This is a genomic window from Roseateles sp. So40a, assembly GCF_048081605.1.
Taxonomy (GTDB): Bacteria; Pseudomonadota; Gammaproteobacteria; order Burkholderiales; family Burkholderiaceae_C; genus Roseateles.
Genome location: NZ_CP182288.1, coordinates 706,155 through 723,712, shown reverse-complemented (window position 1 = coordinate 723,712; position 17,558 = coordinate 706,155). Strand labels below are relative to the sequence as shown.

General features: G+C 68.3%; 15 protein-coding genes. All 15 read right to left on the bottom strand.

From position 1 onward, the window contains the following. Positions 1-279: 279 nt before the first annotated feature. Positions 280-465 carry a hypothetical protein gene (locus tag ACNI65_RS03325; RefSeq protein WP_416761169.1) on the bottom strand — a complete coding sequence of 62 codons (186 nt, stop codon included), beginning with the start codon at positions 463-465 and terminating at the stop codon, positions 280-282. Beyond that, complete coding sequence (locus ACNI65_RS03320) at positions 465-719, bottom strand: hypothetical protein (protein ID WP_416761167.1); 255 nt, start codon at positions 717-719, stop codon at positions 465-467. The genes ACNI65_RS03325 and ACNI65_RS03320 overlap by 1 nt, the downstream gene beginning before the upstream one ends. A 6-nt stretch (positions 720-725) precedes the next feature. Then, positions 726-1,457: a hypothetical protein gene (locus ACNI65_RS03315; RefSeq protein ID WP_416761166.1), complete on the bottom strand. Its 732-nt coding sequence runs from the start codon at positions 1,455-1,457 to the stop codon at positions 726-728. Positions 1,458-1,469: 12 nt separating this feature from the next. Continuing rightward, complete coding sequence (gene lpxC / locus ACNI65_RS03310; protein ID WP_416761165.1) at positions 1,470-2,405, bottom strand: UDP-3-O-acyl-N-acetylglucosamine deacetylase; 936 nt, start codon at positions 2,403-2,405, stop codon at positions 1,470-1,472. A 24-nt stretch (positions 2,406-2,429) separates the two neighbouring features. Then, entirely contained in the window at positions 2,430-4,598 is a 2,169-nt protein-coding gene (locus ACNI65_RS03305; RefSeq protein ID WP_416761164.1) for an ATP-binding protein, read from the bottom strand. A 167-nt stretch (positions 4,599-4,765) separates the two neighbouring features. Then, positions 4,766-6,001 (bottom strand): cell division protein FtsZ, encoded by a 1,236-nt coding sequence (ftsZ, locus tag ACNI65_RS03300; RefSeq protein WP_416761163.1) that lies wholly within the window; start codon positions 5,999-6,001, stop codon positions 4,766-4,768. Between the two features lie 123 nt (positions 6,002-6,124). Next, complete coding sequence (gene ftsA / locus ACNI65_RS03295; RefSeq protein ID WP_416761162.1) at positions 6,125-7,354, bottom strand: cell division protein FtsA; 1,230 nt, start codon at positions 7,352-7,354, stop codon at positions 6,125-6,127. 8 nt (positions 7,355-7,362) lie between these two features. Then, positions 7,363-8,199, bottom strand: coding sequence for a cell division protein FtsQ/DivIB (locus ACNI65_RS03290; RefSeq protein WP_416761160.1), 837 nt, complete (start codon positions 8,197-8,199; stop codon positions 7,363-7,365). A 58-nt stretch (positions 8,200-8,257) separates the two neighbouring features. Further along, a complete protein-coding gene (locus ACNI65_RS03285; protein WP_416763557.1) occupies positions 8,258-9,193 on the bottom strand; it encodes a D-alanine--D-alanine ligase in 936 nt (311 codons plus the stop codon). A 92-nt stretch (positions 9,194-9,285) separates the two neighbouring features. Next, the gene (gene murC / locus ACNI65_RS03280; RefSeq protein ID WP_416761159.1) at positions 9,286-10,731 is read right to left on the bottom strand and encodes a UDP-N-acetylmuramate--L-alanine ligase; all 1,446 of its coding nucleotides are present in this window, start codon (positions 10,729-10,731) and stop codon (positions 9,286-9,288) included. Further along, on the bottom strand, positions 10,728-11,855 hold the full coding sequence (murG, locus tag ACNI65_RS03275) for an undecaprenyldiphospho-muramoylpentapeptide beta-N-acetylglucosaminyltransferase (RefSeq protein WP_416761158.1): 1,128 nt from the start codon (positions 11,853-11,855) through the stop codon (positions 10,728-10,730). The genes murC and murG overlap by 4 nt, the downstream gene beginning before the upstream one ends. After that, complete coding sequence (ftsW, locus tag ACNI65_RS03270) at positions 11,852-13,135, bottom strand: putative lipid II flippase FtsW (protein WP_416761157.1); 1,284 nt, start codon at positions 13,133-13,135, stop codon at positions 11,852-11,854. The genes murG and ftsW overlap by 4 nt, the downstream gene beginning before the upstream one ends. Then, the gene (gene murD / locus ACNI65_RS03265; RefSeq protein ID WP_416761156.1) at positions 13,132-14,925 is read right to left on the bottom strand and encodes a UDP-N-acetylmuramoyl-L-alanine--D-glutamate ligase; all 1,794 of its coding nucleotides are present in this window, start codon (positions 14,923-14,925) and stop codon (positions 13,132-13,134) included. The genes ftsW and murD overlap by 4 nt, the downstream gene beginning before the upstream one ends. Before the next feature lie 16 nt (positions 14,926-14,941). Beyond that, a complete protein-coding gene (gene mraY, locus ACNI65_RS03260) occupies positions 14,942-16,120 on the bottom strand; it encodes a phospho-N-acetylmuramoyl-pentapeptide-transferase (RefSeq protein WP_416761155.1) in 1,179 nt (392 codons plus the stop codon). Then, entirely contained in the window at positions 16,110-17,546 is a 1,437-nt protein-coding gene (locus ACNI65_RS03255) for a UDP-N-acetylmuramoyl-tripeptide--D-alanyl-D-alanine ligase (RefSeq protein WP_416763556.1), read from the bottom strand. The genes mraY and ACNI65_RS03255 overlap by 11 nt, the downstream gene beginning before the upstream one ends. Between the last annotated feature and the right edge of the window lie 12 nt (positions 17,547-17,558).

Genomic DNA, 17,558 nt, shown 5'->3' with positions numbered 1-17,558 from the left:
GCTCCAGTTCAAAAGATTTTGTCGCGGGTCCACCCCGCTCCACCGTTCAGGCATGACCGGGTTTCGGGGCGCTTCGCTTGTGCTGTTGCCGCGCTTCTTTGCAAGCTAGATTGCAGCCCAGGCCGGAGAGTGGGTGCTTGAGCTGAACTTGCCCCGCACTTCCTTGCCGAAGCCGCCGTGGCGCTCCCAACATTGGCGCCTGAAGTCATCGCTGGGTCTTGCCTGTGGCCTGCTTCGGGATAAAACCAGGCGGGGTCGAGGTCCCTGGGTGTCTTCAGTTCAAACCAACAGGATCACCCGCTCCAGGATCAGCACCGAGAACGCGCCGATGCCGGCGATCACGGTCCACTTGACGAGCACGATCGCGCGACGGCGCCAGACGGGCTGCTTCGTGCCGATGTAGATGGCGAAGCACAGCAGACCGGCGGCCAGCAGCAGGGCGAAGACGAGGCGGAAGATCAGCATCAGTTCGCCGCCAGCGCAATGCCGCTTCGAGCTGCAAGATCCGCGAACTTGTAGAAGTAGCGGCCATGCGTATTTCTCACCGCCTCTTCGCTAGGGGCGCTTAGCAACACGATCTCATTTTCGCGATCGCTGTGGAGCAGACTGAGTTCCAGCTTCAAGCGGTCGTCCTGCGCCTGGAGCAGCGCATCGTCTGAATAGCCAACAAATCGCTCCAATCGCTGAGCGCGTCGATCGTAGTGAACGAGGAAGATCATGGTGATCTAGTCTGCCTTCAGAAGACGAACAGAAATGGCGTTCATGATTGAGCTGAGCAGTTCATGCAACGAGTCAAGATTTTTCCGAACCGTGGACAAGCGCCCGTGCAATGCATCGTCTGGCGACTTCGTACTTCCAAACAAATGTTCGAGTTCCCCGAGTTCCAGTTCGGCAACCTCCAACCTGGCCAGAACGTCCGAACACCTCGTCAGCATCTCGCCCACTTCTGGCGGACCGCCACCATACTTCACTGCATTGCCAAATCGATCCGCCAGTGTCTCGGAGAGTTGACCCCAAAGATGTTGAAGGGTGGTTCGCACCTGCACTTCGATAAGGAAGCCCTCATGGCGCACAACCAGGTGCACCGCTCGATATCCGTGACTTGGCTTTTCCCGTCGGTCCTTGACTTCCACATCTGAGAATCGAGCGACCAGTTGTTCAACAACTTCTGACTGTACGCGTAGGTTCGGAACACTGATCCGGCAACCCGCGATGTCTTGGATGCGCCCCAGCCTCGACGTCTGGCGCCTCAGCTTCTCGATGATCGCTCTGCTGGACTTGGAGTTCCGTTCGGTCGGAACGATGCCTGTGCAAATGCGAACTTCGTTGGAGACCCATTTCCCGGGAACCTCGAAAGAGCGCCGGTACTCATCAAGAAGTTTCAGGTCCTGCTCTTCGGTGACATCCGCACGAAGGCGATCCCCGAGCTTGGTGAGCTGTGACTGGCTGATCGGCATCCGCCAATCATCTCACCACGCCGGCGCCAGCTCCGCGAAGCCCGCGGGCGCGTCGCGCTCGTCCTCGAAGGTCACGATCTCGTAGGCCTCGGCGTCCGCCAGCAGCTCGCGCAGCAGCAGGTTGTTCAGCGCATGCCCGCCCTTGAACGACGTGTACGCCGCCAGCAGCGGATGCCCCACCACCTGCATGTCGCCGATCGCGTCCAGGATCTTGTGCTTCACGAACTCGTCGTCGTAGCGCAAACCCTCCGCGTTCAGCACGCGGTAGTCGTCCACCACGATCGCGTTGTCCATGCTCCCGCCCAGCGTCAGCCCGCGCGAGCGCATCAGCTCGATGTCCTTGGTCATGCCGAAGGTCCGCGCCCGCGCGATCTCGCGCTTGTACTGGCCGCTGCCCATGTCGAACACGTAATGCTGACCCGTCGCCGACACCGCCGGGTTGTCGAACTCGATCTGGAAGCTCAGCGTGTAGCCGTGATGCGGCGTCAGCTTCGCCCACATCAGGCCCTTGCCCTCGCCCTTGCGCACCTCCACCGGCTTCTTCACCCGCAGGAACTGCTTGGGGGAGTTCTGCAGCTCGATGCCCGCGCTCTGCAGCAGGAACACGTAGCTCGCCGCCGATCCGTCCAGCACCGGGACCTCGTCCGCGTTGATGTCGATCAGCAGGTTGTCGATGCCCAGCCCCGCGCACGCCGACAGCAGATGCTCGATCGTCTGCACCTTGGGCTGGCCCGGATCGCCGTTCGGGCTGATCGTCGTGGCCATGCGCGTGTCGCAGACGCTGTGCGTGTTCACCGGAATGTCCACCGGCTGCGCCAGGTCGACACGCCGGAACACGATGCCGGTGCCCGGCGCCGCGGGCCGCAGGGTGATCTCCACCTTCTGGCCGCTGTGGATGCCGACCCCGACCGCGCGGGTCAGCGATTTGATGGTGCGTTGCTTGAGCATGGGCCGTATTGTCCCAAAACGGGCTCAACCCTGCTGGACAACGGCCTCATGGTCGGCGCGCGCCACCGGCAGCCGCAGCGTCACCACCGTGCCGTGCCCCGGGCTGCTGTCCACCCGCAAGGATCCGCCCAGCACCTTCGCGCGCCGCTGCAGGCCGCGCAGCCCGCGCCCCTGCGACACGGTCCCGACATCGAAGCCCTCGCCGTCGTCCTCGACGCGGATCTCCACCCGCTTGCCCAGGTCGCGCGTGACCACGCGCACCCGCGAGGCCCGCGCATGCTTCAGCGCGTTGGTCAGCGCCTCCTGCATCAGGCGCAGCACATGCAGCGCATCGGGCGGCTCCAGCCACTCCAGCGCCGGCAAGTCGTGCACGTCCCATTCCAGCTTGAGCCCGCCCAGCTGCAGCCGCTTGCCCAGCCGATAACGCATCGTCGCGAGCAGCGACACGATGTCGTGCCCCACCGGCTCGAGCGAATCGATCACCAGCCGCAGGTCATCGACGCATTCGCGCAGCACCGTCACGACCTGCTCCTGCGGCATCGTGCCCTGCTCCACCGCCACCATCGCCGACAGCAGCGACGAGCCCAGCCCGTCGTGCATGTCCTGCATGATGCGCTGGCGCTCCAGCAGCAGCGCCTGCTGACGCTCGACCTCGCGCAGCTTGTCGTGCTGCGCGCTGAGCTGCACGCTCTGTTCCTGCAGCCGCTGGGCGAGGTCCTCATTGGCGCGCTCCACGCCGCGCAGCGCCTCCACGTAGCGGAACTGCACCGCATACAGGAAGCTCGCCAGGATGACGAGCGTGGCGAAGGGCATCAGGTAGACGTGTTCCGGCCACCACCAGCCCGCCAGCAGCCCGAGGTCGTGCACGCCCAGCGCCACGCCGATCACCAGCGCGGCCGCCATCACGCGCAGCTCGCGCGTGCCTTGACGCCACGCGACGCTGGCGACGAAGGCGGTGCCCGCCAGTCCCACGACCGCGTTGCAGATGTGCAGCAGCACGAGCGCGTCGAAGCCGCGGCCCCACAGCGGCATCGACGCCAGGCTGGAGACCAGCACGAACAGCGCCATGCCGCGCTCGAAGCGCGCGAAACGCTGCCGCGCGAAACGCAGCGCGAAAAGGAAGGTCAGCAGCATGACCCACGACATCGACGCGTGCGTGACCCACCAGAACCACTCCAGCGCGTCGCGCGTGCGCGGCAGGTCCAGGTGGTAATGCAGGTTGCGCACCAGCCACGCGACCGTGGCCAGCGAGAACAGCAGGTAGGACGAGTCCTCGCGGCGCTTGGCCCACAGCACGAGCGCGAACAGGCCCAGCGTCACGAGCGTCAGACCGGTCGCCTGCGGCACGCCGATCTGCAGCACCCAGCGCCGGTCGTGGCGCGGCTCGAGGTCCTCACGCGCGCCCAGCCACACGCTGGACACCGAGTAATACCCCGCCTGCATCACCGGCACCGCGATGACGACCTCGATCTCGCGCGCCTGCTGGATCTCGGTCAGCGCGGACGGCAGCACCACCCACAGCGGCCGCACCCATTGCTCACGCGCGCCGGACTGGTTGTCGAAGACCGGCCGCCAGCCGTCGTCGGTCTTGACCAGCACCGCCGCGGCCAGAGCCACCAGACGCGGCATGTAGAGCGCGACGCTGGTGGGCCAGCGGCCATTGGGCGCCGCGTACTTCAAGCGATACCAGCGCATCTGGAAGCGCGCATCGGCGGAGGACGACTGTGTGGCCTCGCGCTGCTGGACCTCGGGCAACTCCACCGGCTGCCAAGCCGAGGGGCTCGATGGCGGCAGCAAGGCGTCGGGCAGCGCGCCATCGGTGCCGTCCATCACGCGCAACGCGCGCCACCAGGCCTTGAGCTGGTCCTGCGTCCAGTCGCTGGTGGCGACCTCGGCCTGCGTCGCTCTCTGCGCGCCAGCGGCGGGCGCGGGATCAGGCACGGGCCGGGTGGGCCCGAGCGGCGACGCGCGCGCCACCTGGGCGCCGGTCGCGGCGCCAGTGGCATGACTGGGCGTGGCTTCCTGGGCCCGCGCCGCGCCAGCCAGGAGCAGCATCGCCGCGAGGGCGAGCATCACGACCAGCGCGAGCCAGGGGGCGACCCGAAGCGCCATCGACGGGCGCACCGAGCCGTTCAGCCGTGCCTGCGCGACGGACCGTCTCGACGCCGTGACCTCATCCACGCCCTGGACCATGCCTTCGTTCTTGTCTTGTGATCGGGCGCCAGTGTGCCGAAGTTCACCGAACGGCACGAGCGTTCAATTGCAACAACGCCCCCTCAGTCGCGGTCCCTGGAAACGAAAAAGACCGCGCCCCTCGCGGGACGCGGCCTTCAAGCTGATGGCGTTCGAGAAAGTCGGTCTCAGTCCGCCTGCTTGCGCAGGAAGGCCGGGATCTCGATCTCGTCCATGCCGTTGGACGACAGCGCCTCTACCTTCGCGGCGGCGGTGCGGCCATGGCGCCAGACGCTCGGCACGTTCATGCCGCCGAAGTCGGACGTCGTCATCGGCGCGGCCGTGGCCCCACCCTGCGCGGCGGCGCTGCCCGGCATCACCACCGGCTGCGTCAGCACCGGCATGTTGTCGGTGCCGGTGCGCAGCTGCGGCTGCTGCACGACGAGCTGCGGCTGCTGACGCGCCGCGGCGCGCTGGCTCAGGCCGGTCGCGATCACCGTGACGCGCAGTTGGTCGCCCAGCGATTCGTCGTAGGCGGTGCCGTAGATGATGTGCGCGTCCTCAGCGGCGTAGCGCTTGATCGCGGTCATCGCGTTGCGGCTCTCGGCCAGCTTGAAGTTGTTGCGGCTCGCGGCGATCAGCACCAGCACGCCACGCGCGCCCGACAGATCGATGCCTTCCAGCAGCGGGCAGGCGACAGCGCCCTCGGCGGCCTTGCTCGCGCGATCCGGACCGGCCGCGACGGCCGTGCCCATCATCGCCTTGCCCGGCTCGCTCATCACGGTCTTCACGTCCTCGAAGTCGACGTTGACCAGGCCCGGCATGTGGATGATGTCGGAGATGCCGCCCACGGCGTTCTTCAGCACGTCGTTGGCGTGCGCGAAGGCCTGGTCCTGCGTGACGTCGTCACCCAGCACTTCCAGCAGCTTGTCGTTGAGCACGACGATCAGCGAGTCCACATTGGCCTCGAGTTCCTGCAGGCCCAGGTCCGCGGCCTTGCCACGGCGGTTGCCTTCGAACTCGAACGGCTTCGTGACGACGCCGACGGTCAGGATGCCCATCTCCTTGGCCACGCGCGCGATCACGGGAGCCGCGCCGGTGCCGGTGCCGCCGCCCATGCCGGCGGTGATGAACAGCATGTGCGCGCCGGTGATGGATTCGCGGATGCGGGCTTCCGCTTCCTCGGCGGCCGATTTGCCGACCTCGGGTTTCGCGCCGGCGCCCAGGCCGGTATGGCCCAGTTGCAGGAGTTGATCGGCCTTGGAGCGATTCAGGGCTTGGGCATCCGTGTTGGCCACGATGAATTCCACGCCCTGGACACCTTGGCTGATCATGTGCTCGACCGCGTTTCCGCCGCCGCCGCCCACGCCGATCACCTTGATCTGGGTGCCCTGATCAAACTCTTCGATCATCTCGATCGCCATATCAAACCTCCTGTCCATATTGTGCAGTTGCCATCAGCAAAATAGAAGTGGGATCGGCCCTTTTTTAGGGGGCAAAACCCTCGAACGCCGTAAAGAAAGCGTGAGCCGGTCGATGCCAGCCTCTTAGAAATTCCCCAGGAACCAGTCCTTGGCGCGGCCGAACAGGGTCTTCACCGAACCTGCCTGCTGCGCCGCCTTGAATCCTCGTGTGCGCGACAGCCGCGCTTCCTCCAACAATCCCATCACGGTCGCCGAACGGGGATTGGCGACCATGTCGAACAACGCGCCGTTGTAGGTCGGATTTCCCCGACGCACCGGCTTGAGGAAAATGTCCTCGGCCAGTTCGACCATCCCCGGCATCACCGCCGAACCGCCGGTCAGGACAATTCCCGACGACAGCAGTTCCTCGTAGCCGGATTCCCGGATGACCTGGTGCACCAGCGAGAAGATTTCCTCCACGCGCGGTTCGATCACCCCGGCCAAAGCCTGTTTGGAGAGCATGCGAGGTGCCCGGTCACCCAAACCCGGCACTTCCACCTGATCCGCCGGATCGGCCAGCAATTGCTTGGCCACCCCATGCTCGACCTTGATTTCCTCCGCATCCTTGGTCGGGGTGCGCAGCGCCATCGCGATATCGCTGGTAATCAGGTCGCCGGCAATCGGAATCACCGCGGTATGGCGGATCGATCCACCGGTAAAAATGGCCACGTCGGTCGTACCGGCACCGATATCCACCAGCGCCACGCCGAGGTCGCGCTCGTCGGAAGTGAGCGCGGCCAGACTGGAACCGCTCGGGTTCAGCACGAGTTGCTCGACCTCCAGCCCGCAGCGGCGCACGCACTTGACGATGTTCTCCGCCGCGCTCTGGGCCCCGGTCACGATGTGGACCTTGACCTCCAGCCGGCCGCCGCTCATGCCGATCGGCTCCTTGACCTCATGGCCGTCGATGACGAATTCCTGAGGTTCCACCAGCAGCAGCCGCTGGTCATTGGGGATATTGATCGCCTTGGCGGTTTCCACCACCCGCGCCACATCCACCGGCGTGACTTCCTTGTCCCGCACGATGACCATGCCGGTCGAGTTCTGACCGCGGATATGGCTGCCGGTAATCCCCGTGTAAACCCGCGAGATCCGGCAGTCGGCCATCATTTCGGCCTCTTTCAGGGCCTGCTGGATGGACTGGACGGTGGCGTCGATATTCACCACCACGCCGCGCTTCAGGCCATGGCTGGGCGCCACGCCCAGACCGGCGATGCGCAATTGGCCGTCTCCCATCACCTCGGCCACCACCGCCATGATCTTGGCGGTGCCGATGTCCAACCCGACGACCAAATCCTTGTATTCCTTGGCCATGCCTGTCCTCAATTCTTCTTGGCGCCCTTGGGCGCAGTGGTAACCGTCGTCACGCCCGCCAGCCGGACCGCATATCCGGCCTCATGGCGGAGGTCCGCCGATACCAGCGACGTGCGGTACCGGGCGGTGATCTGGGGAATGCTGGCGATGAATTGGCCATACCGGGCCACGACTTCCGCCTGGCTGCCGCGGCCCAGCTCCACGACCGCGCCCTTTTCCAGCGTGGCCTTCCAGGAGCCGCGGCCCGACAAATCCAGCCGGGTGACGCCCTCGTCCAATTTGCCGTGGGTCATCGGGTCGAGCTGGCGCCACATGGCCAACATCGCGCCGGAGGATTTCGCCGGACCGGCCAGCGTGGGCAGGTCCTCGTCCTCGACATCGCCCAGATTCGCCTCGAAAACCTCGCCGAAACTGTTGACCAGCCGGGTATCGACGACCGCGTCGCTGTCCGCGTCGGCGTTCTCGACCTTGGTTTCCCAATAGGCGGCGGGGCGGTGTTCCTCCAGCGCGACCACCAGGTGCAGCGGCCAGACCCGGCGCACCGTCGCATGGCGCACCCAGGGCACGGCCTCGAAGGCGGCGCGCGCCTGCTGCAGGTTCATCGTCAGGAAATTGCCCGACAGCCGCGGCAGCGCGTTCGCCCGCAGCGACGCGCTGCTGTTGCGGCTGACGTCGCCCTCCACCGTGATCGACTTGATCGAGAACGCAGGCTGGCGCGCCAGCCAGTGCAGACCCAGCGCCGCCGCGGCCAGCGTGAAGCCGGCGAGCAGCAGCCCCGCCACGCCGTTCATCACTCGGATGTCCGGCGGCAGCGGTGCGGCGGTGTGGGTGAAGGTGGCGCCCATGGTGGGGAGACGGGGGGTGGCTTCGGGGGATCCGTGGCTTGTTGCTGGGGGTGTTCCGTCAGGCCTGGCTGTCCAGGCGGGCCTGGGACAGCAGGTACAGACACAACTTCGGATAGGACAGACCCACGGCCGCGGCAGCCTTGGGCACCAGCGAATGCGAGGTCATGCCCGGCGAGGTGTTGATCTCCAGCAGGAACAGCTGACCGTCGGACTTGCGGCGCATCACGTCGACCCGTCCCCAGCCGCGCGCGCCCAGCGAGCGGTAGGCGGCCAGCACCAGCGACTGCACGCGGGCCTGCTCCTCGGCGGGCAGCTGGCCCACGAGGTATTGCGTCGTGTCGGTGAAGTACTTGTTCTGATAGTCGTAATTGCCGCCGACGGCCCGGATCTCGATGACCGGCAGCGCGATCGCGTCGGCGCCCTCGCCCAGCACCGGGCAGGTCAGCTCGGCGCCGTCGACGAACTCCTCGCACAGCACCTCGGCGTCGTACTTCGCGGCCAGCTCGACGGCGGCCTGCATGTCCGAATAGCCCATCACCTTGCTCGCCCCGATGGACGAGCCCTCGTGCGGCGGCTTGACGAAGATCGGCAGGCCCAGCTCATCGGGCACCGTGCGCACGCGCTCGCGCTGCAGCTCGTCGCGCTTGAGGCTGACCCAGCGCGGCGTCGACAGCTGGTCGGCCAGCCACACGCGCTTGGTCGTGATCTTGTCCATCGCGATGGCCGAGGCCATCACGCCGGAGCCGGTGTAGGGAATGCCCATCAGCTCGAGCGCGCCCTGCACCGTGCCGTCCTCGCCGTGCCGGCCGTGCAGCGCGATGAACGCGCGCTGGAATCCCTCGGCCTTGAGCTCGAGCAGGTTGCGCTGACCCGGGTCGAAGGCATGCGCGTCCACGCCTTCGGCGCGCAGCGCGTCCAGCACGCCGCTGCCCGACATCAGCGAGACCTCGCGCTCGGCGGAGTCGCCGCCGAAGAGCACGGCGACCTTGCCCATCGCCCTGGCGTCGATGCCGGCGATGGCCAGGTGCTGGTAGAGCGCGGATTCAGACGCGGGCGCGGAGGAAGTCGTGGTGTTGAGGTCCGTGGTCATGCGCGGCCTCCCTTCGTCATGAGTTCAACGGTGCGCGCGGGAACAGCGGCGATCGAGCCGGCCCCCATCACGATCACCACATCGCCGGCGCGCGCCTGGTGGGCGATCGCCTGCGGCAGTCCCTGCCAGTCGCCGACGAAGCCGGCCGCGGTGCCGCGGTCCGACACCGCTCGCGCCAGGCTCTCGCCGCTGATGCCGGGCAGCGGGGACTCGCTGGCGGCATAGATCTCGGTCAGCAACACGCCGTCGGCCTGCGCCAGCACCTCGGCGAATTCCTCGAAGCAATCGCGGGTGCGCGTGTAGCGATGCGGCTGGAAGGCCAGCAGCAGCCGGCGGCCCGGGTACGCGCCGCGCGCGGCGTTCAGCACGGCCTGCATCTCCACCGGGTGATGGCCATAGTCGTCGATCAGCAGCGCGGTGCCCGCCGTGGCGCCCTCGCCCGCAGCGTCTTCGGCGGTCACCGGCAACTCACCGTAGGACTGGAAGCGGCGGCCCACGCCACCGAAATTGGCCAGGCCCTGCAGCAGCGCGGCGTCGTCGATGCCGAGCTCCATCGCCATCGCGATCACGGACAAGGCATTGAGCACGTTGTGCTGACCGTTCAGGCGCAGCAGCACGTCCAGCGCCGGCAGCGCGCGGCCGTGACGGTCACGGCGCAGCGCGGTGAAGCGCATGCCGCCGCCGGCCTGCGCCGCGACGTCAGTCGCACGCACCGCGTTCGTCTCGCCCAGCCCGTACAGGATCACCGGACGCGACACCATCGGCACGATGCTGCGCACGCCCTCGTCGTCGCCGCACAGCACGGCGGCGCCCCAGAACGGCATCAGGTGCAGGAAGTCGACGAAGGCCTGACGCAGACGGGCCATGTCGTGCCCGTAGGTGTCCATGTGGTCGGCGTCGATGTTGGTGACGATCGCCAGTTGCGGCAGCAGGTGCAGGAAGGACGCATCCGACTCGTCGGCCTCGACCACCATGTGCTGCCCGCCGCCGAGCGCGGCGTTGGCGCCCGCGGCCAGCAGTTGGCCGCCGATCGCGTAGCTCGGGTCCAGCCCGGCCTGCAGCATCACCGTCGTCAGCAGCGAGGTCGTCGTCGTCTTGCCGTGCGTGCCGGCCACCGCGATGCCCAGGCGCGGACGCATCAGCTCGGCCAGCATCTGCGCGCGCAGCAGCACCGGGATGCCGTGTTGATGCGCGGCCATCAGCTCGGGGTTGTCGGCCTTGATCGCGCTGGACTTGACCAGCACCTGCGCGTCACCGACGTGCTCAGCCGCATGGCCGATGCGCACGTCCACGCCCAGCGCGCGCAGGCGGCGCGTGGTGTCGCCCTCGCCCTGGTCGGAGCCGCTGACGCGGTAACCCTGCGCGACGAGCAGCTCGGCGATGCCGCTCATGCCCGCGCCGCCGATGCCGGTGAAGTGGATGCGCTGGATGGCGTGCTTCATGCGCGCGCTCCCTTGCCGCCGGAGCCCTTGCCACCGGACTTGGCCGCCTTCGCATCCACCAGCGCCTCGAGTTCATCGGCCACGCGCGAGGCCGCGCGCGGACGCGCCAGCGCGCGGGCCTTGGACGCCATCGTCAGCCAGTGCTCGCGCGGCTGCTGCAGCAGATCGAACAGCGCCTGCGCGCTCAGCTCGCCTTGCGGCAGGTGCGTGCCGGCGCCGTGCTGCGCCAGGTACTGCGCGTTGTCGCGCTGATGCGAGGTCGTGCTGACAACCAGCGGCACCAGGATGCTGGCCACGCCCGCGGCGCACAGCTCGGACACGGTGACCGCGCCGGCGCGGCAGATCACCACGTCGGCGTCGGCCAGACGCGCGGCCATGTCGGTGATGAAGGGCACGACCTCGGCCTCCACGCCGGCCTTGGCGTAGGCGGCCTGCACCAGCGGCAGGTTGGCCTCGCCGGTCTGATGCGTGACCACCGGACGCTGATGCTCGTCCCACAGCGCGAGCGTCTGCGGCAGCACGTCGTTGATCGCGCGCGCCCCCAGCGAGCCGCCGACGACCAGCACCTTCAGCGGCCCGTTGCGCTCGGCGAAGCGCAGCTCGGGCGCGGGCAGGTCCTCGATCTCGGCGCGCACCGGGTTGCCGGTCACGACGCTCTTCTTCTGCTGCGCGGCCGCCAGGCCATCGAAGCCGAAGGCGATCCGGCCGGCCATCGGCGCCAGCGCCTTGTTGGACAGCAGCAGCGCCGCGTCCGCATTGACCAGCATCAGCGGACGGCGCATCAGCCAGGCGACCAGGCCGCCGGGGAAGCAGACGTAGCCGCCCATGCCCAGCACCGCGTCGGCCTGACGCGCGCTGAAGATGTGCGCGCTCTGCGCCAGCGCCTTGAACATCCGCACGACGCCGGTCACCGAATGCTTGAGGCCCTTGCCGCGCAGGCCGGCGAAGGACAGGCGGTCCATCGGCAGGCCCGAGGGCGGCACGAGCTTGTTCTCCATGCCGGCCTCGGTGCCGAGCCAGGACACGGTCCAGCCGCGGCGCTGCATCTCGGCGGCCACGGCCAGTCCGGGGATCACGTGACCGCCGGTGCCGGCGGCCATCACGACGAGGTGACGCGTGCTCATGCGCGGCCCCCTCGCATCAGTTGTCGGTTCTCGATGTCGATTCGCAAGCAGATCGCCAATGCCACGCAGTTGAGGACGGTGGCCGAGCCGCCGTAGCTCATCAGCGGCAGCGTCAGGCCCTTGGTCGGCAGCGCGCCCAGGTTCACGCCCATGTTGATGAAGGCCTGGCCGCCCATCCAGATGCCGATGCCCTGCGCGTACAGGCCCGCGAAGACGCGGTCCAGCGCGACGGCCTGGCGGCCGATGTGGAACAGCCGGCGCGACAGCCAGAAGAACGCGAAGATCACGATGGCCACGCCGATGAAACCGAGCTCTTCGCCGATCACGGCGAGCAGGAAGTCGGTGTGGGCCTCGGGCAGGTAATGCAGCTTCTCGAGGCTGGACCCCAGGCCCTGGCCGAAGAACTCGCCGCGGCCGAAGGCGATCAGCGAGTGGGTCAGCTGGTAGGCCTTGCCCTGGGCGTACTTCTCGTCCCACGGATTGAGATACGCGAAGATCCGCTCGCGGCGGAAATCGCTGAAGGTGATCATCAGCACGAAGGCGCCGATCAGCACCGCCACGCTGAGGAAGAACATGCGGCCGTTGACGCCGCCCAGGAACAGGATGCCCATCGCGATCGCCGCGATGACCATGAAGGCGCCCATGTCCGGCTCAGCCAGCAGCAGCATGCCGGTGAAGGCCAGCGCGGCGGCCATCGGCCACACGGCGCGCACGAAGTTCTCCTTGACCTCCATCTTGCGCACCATGTAGTTGGCCGCGTACATCGCGATGGCCAGCTTGGCGAGCTCGGAGGGCTGGAAGTTCATGACGCCCAGCGGCAGCCACCGGCGCGCGCCGTTCACGCCCTTGCCCACGTGGGGGATCAGCACGATCATCAGCAGCGCCAGCGCGATCACGAACAGCTTGGGCGCGTGACGCTCCCAGACGTTCACCGGCACCATCACCGTGATCCAGCCGGCCAGCAGGCCGATGCCGATGAACATGGCCTGGCGCACGAAGAAGTGCATCGGCTGGTACTTCGCGAACTTGGGGTTGTCCGGCAGCGCGATCGACGCCGAATAGACCATCAGCAGGCCCAGCGCCAGCAGCGACAGCACGACCCAGATCAGCGTCAGGTCGAAGCCCAGGATGCGCGTGGGCTGGCCGGCCGAGGTCGACACCCAGTCGCGCACCGGCACGTCCACGCTGCCGGCGCCGCCCGCGCCAGCCGCTTCGGCGCGGCGCGAGAACAGCGCGCGCACGCGCTCGTTCACGGTGTCGAGGAAGGACGCGGCGCTCATCCGATGTAGCCCTCGTCCTCGGCCAGTTCGCGCACGGTGGCGATGAACACCTCGGCGCGATGGGCGTAGTTGCGGAACATGTCCAGGCTGGCGCAGGCGGGGCTGAGCAGCACGCTGTCGCCGGACTGCGCCTGCGCGAGCGACCAGTGCGTCGCCGCCTCGAGCGAGTCATGGCGATGCATCGTCACGCCGCTGTCGCGCAGCGCGGCCTCGATCTGCGGCGCGTCGCGCCCGATCAGCGCGACGGCGCGCGCATGCAGCGCGATCGGTGTGGCCAGCGGCGAGAAGTCCTGGCCCTTGCCGTCGCCGCCCAGGATCATCACCAGCTTGGCGGGCGCGCGGTCGGCGCCCAGGCCCATCACCGCGGCGACGGTCGCGCCGACGTTGGTGCCCTTGGAGTCGTCGTAGAAGTCCACACCCTTGATCGCGGTGACGAACTCGACGCGATGCGGTTCGCCGCGGTATTCGCGCAGGCCGTGCAGCATCGGCGCGAGCGGGCAGCCGATCGACGAGGCCAGCGCCAGCGCCGCCAGCGCGTTGGCCGCGTTGTGGCGGCCGCGCACGCGCAGCGCGTCGGCCGGCATCAGGCGCTGGATGACGAGTTCATCGTCCTCGTCCTTGCGGCGCTTGATGCCCTTGAGTTCTTCTTCCTGCTCGCGGGCGCGCACCAGCCAGGCCATGCCGTTCTCGACCAGCAGGCCGAAGTCGCCGGGGCGGCGCGGCGCGTCCAGGCCGAAGCGGACCACGTCGCGCTCGACGGTCTTGGCCGGGCGGCCGCGGCCTTGCTTCACCACCACCGGCGCGGGCACCAGCGCCTCGACCTCGGGGTCGTCGCGGTTGATCACCAGCACGCCGTGCTCGCCGAAGATGCGGCCCTTGGCGCGCGCGTAGGCGGGCATGTCGCCATGCCAGTCGAGGTGGTCCTGCGTGATGTTGAGCACCGCGCCGGCGCTGGGCTCGAAGCCATTCACGCCGTCGAGCTGGAAGCTCGACAGCTCCAGCACCCAGACCTGCGGCAGCACTTCGAACTCGGCGGGCTTGGGCGGCGGCGGCTTGATCGGCAGCGGCTGCTCGTCGAGCAGCTCGGCCACGGTCTCGAGCGCGCTGCGGTCGTCGACCGGCGCTTCGACAGGCTCGAGCAGGACTTCGACGTCGGTCGGCGCGTCTTCCTGGACGACAGCCTCGATGGCCACTTCGACAGCAGCCTCTTCCGCCTCGAGAAGTTCTTCTTCCTCGGGTTGCGGCATCGGCTCCTTGTCGAGCGCGTCGCTGAGCGTGCCCAGCAGCGTCGGACCGATGTTGCCGGCCATCGCCACGCGGCGGCCGGCGCGCTCGACCAGCAGCGCGGTCATGCTGGTGGTCGTCGTCTTGCCGTTGGTGCCGGTGATCGCGAGCACGCCGGGCTCATAGCGGTACAGCGCCCTGAGCTCCGCCAGCGCCTGCGCGAACAGCTCCAGTTCGCCGCGCACGCGCAGGCCGATCTCCTCGGCGCGCGCCAGCAGCGGCTTCAGGCGCGCGTCCAGCGGCGACAGGCCCGGGCTCTTCAGCAGCACCCAGCTGTGATCGATCGTCGCGAGCAGCTCGGCCGAGAACTCCCCATGCACGAAGGCCACGTCGGGCAGGCGCTCGCGCAGCGCGGCCAGTTGCGGCGGCTGCTCGCGGCTGTCCCAGACCGTCACGCGCGCGCCCAGCCGCGCGGCCCAGGCCGCCATGGCCAGGCCGGAGTCGCCCAGGCCCAGCACGAACGCGTGCCGGTCCTGGTAGAGCGCGGGGAACTGGATCGGGTTCATCGTCGTGTCGTCCCGATCAGCGCAGCTTCAGGCTGGCCAGGCCCACGAGGCACAGCAGCATCGTGATGATCCAGAACCGGATGACGACCTGCGTCTCCTTCCAGCCCGACTTCTCGAAGTGGTGGTGCAGCGGCGCCATCTTGAAGATGCGGCGGCCTTCGCCGTACTTCTTCTTCGTGTACTTGAACCACGTCACCTGGAGCATCACCGACAGCACCTCGGCGACGAACACGCCGCCCATGATGCCGAGCACGATCTCCTGGCGCGTGATCACGGCCAGGGTGCCCAGGCCGCCGCCCAGCGCCAGCGCGCCGACGTCGCCCATGAACACCTGCGCCGGATGCGCGTTGAACCACAGGAAGGCCAGGCCCGCACCGGCCAGCGCGGCGCAGAAGATCAGCAGTTCGCCCGCGCCCGGGATGTAGGGCAGCAGCAGGTACTTGCTGTAGACCGACGAGCCCGTGACGTACGCGAAGATGCCCAGCGCCGAGCCCACCATCACCACCGGCATGATCGCCAGGCCGTCCAGGCCATCGGTGAAGTTCACCGCGTTGCTGGTGCCGACGATGACCAGGTAGGACAGGCCGATGAACCCGAACACGCCCAGCGGGTAGCTGATCGACTTGAAGAACGGCAGCATCAGGTCGGCCTTGGGCGGCAGCTCGGTCGAGAAGCCGCTCGTGACCCAGCGGAAGAACAGCTGCACCACGCCCAGGAAGCTTGTCTCCGAGACGCTGAACGCCAGGTAGATCGCCGCGATCAGGCCGATGATGGACTGCCACAGGAACTTCTCGCGGCTGCGCATGCCCTCGGGGTCCTTGTTGACGACCTTGCGGTAATCGTCGACCCAGCCGATCAGGCCGAAGCCCATCGTCACCAGCATCACCACCCACACGAAGCGGTTGGACCAGTCGAACCACAGCAGCGTGGAGATGCCGATGCCGATCAGCACCAGCACGCCGCCCATCGTGGGCGTGCCGCTCTTGGCCAGATGCTGCTGCACGCCGTACTCGCGGATCGGCTGGCCGATCTTGAGCTCGGTCAGGCGGCGGATCACCCACGGGCCGAAGGCCAGGCCGATCAGCAGCGCCGTCAGGGCGGCCATCACCGCGCGGAAGGTGATGTACTGGAAGACGCGCAGGAACCCCAGTTCAGGGAAATAGGTCTGCAACCACTGGGCCAGACTAAGCAGCATGGGGGTCTCCTGGGCCGCCGGACAACAAGGCGGCCACGATCTGTTCCATCTTCATGAAGCGCGAACCCTTGACCAGGATGTTCTGCACTTGCGGCGCGTGCTCCAGCGCCGCGATCAACTCGGCGACGGTGTCGAACGCGCGGGCGCCCGCGCCGTACGCGGTGGCTGCGTCACGCGCGGCCGAGCCGGCGGTCCACAGCGCCGACAGGCCCTGGTCCGCCGCATGCGCGCCGACTTCCTCGTGGAAGGCCGGGCCCTGCTCGCCCACCTCGCCCATGTCGCCGAGGATCAGCCAGGACGCGCCCGGCAGCTCGGCCAGCACGTCGATGGCGGCGCGCACGCTGTCGGGGTTGGCGTTGTAGCTGTCGTCGATCAGCGTGATGCGACGTCCCTGCCACACCGCCGTCTGCAGCGCCGAGCGGCCCTTCACGGCCTTGAACGCCTGCAGCCCGTCGCGGATCGCGGCCAGCGGCGCGCCCGCGGCCAGCGTGCAGGCCGCGGCGGCCAGCGCGTTGCGCACGTTGTGCTGACCGGCCATCGCCAGCGTCACCGGGATCGAACCCGCCGGCGTCAGGATCTCGATGGCCCAATGGCCGGCGCTGCCCGCGGCGGCGCTCGCGTCGGTCGGCGCGACCCACTGCGCGCGGCCCATGACATCGGCCTGGCCCTGCAGCGCGAAGGTCAGCGTGCCGCGGCCCTGCGCCTGCGACTGCCACACCGGGGCGCACGGATCCTCGGCCGGGAACACGGCGACACCGGCCGCGCCCAGCGCGCCGATCACCGCGCCGTTCTCGCGCGCCACCGCCTCGACGGTGTGCATGAACTCCTGGTGCTCGCGCTGCGCGTTGTTGACCAGCGCCACGGTGGGCTGCGTCATGGCCGCCAACGGGGCGATCTCGCCCGGATGGTTCATGCCCAGCTCGACGACGGCGGCGCGGTGCCAGGTGCTCTCGTTCTGGCGCAGGCGCAGCAGCGTCAGCGGCACGCCGATCTCGTTGTTGAAGTTGCCTTCGGTGGCGAGCATCGCCGCGTCGCCCAGCCAGGCGCGCAGGATCGCCGCGATCATCTGCGTGACCGTGGTCTTGCCGTTGCTGCCGGTGACGGCGATCACCGGCAGGTGCTGCTGCTCGCGCCAGGCTTGCGACAGCAGCCCCAGTGCGAGCTTCGCGTCGGGCACCAGCAGGCCGTTCAGGCCGGCCTCGACGAGGCCGCGCTCGGCGATGGCCGCGACCGCGCCGCTGGCCTTGGCCTGCGCGAGGAAGTCATTGGCATCGAAACGCTCACCGCGCAGCGCGACGAACAGGTCGCCCGCGCGCAGCGTGCGGGTGTCGGTGTGCACGCGGCACAGCGGCGTGGCCGCGTCGCCCACCAGCGTGGCGGCGGGCAGCAGCGGCGACAGCAGCTCGAAGGCGCGTCCCAGCGTCATGAACGGCACGTC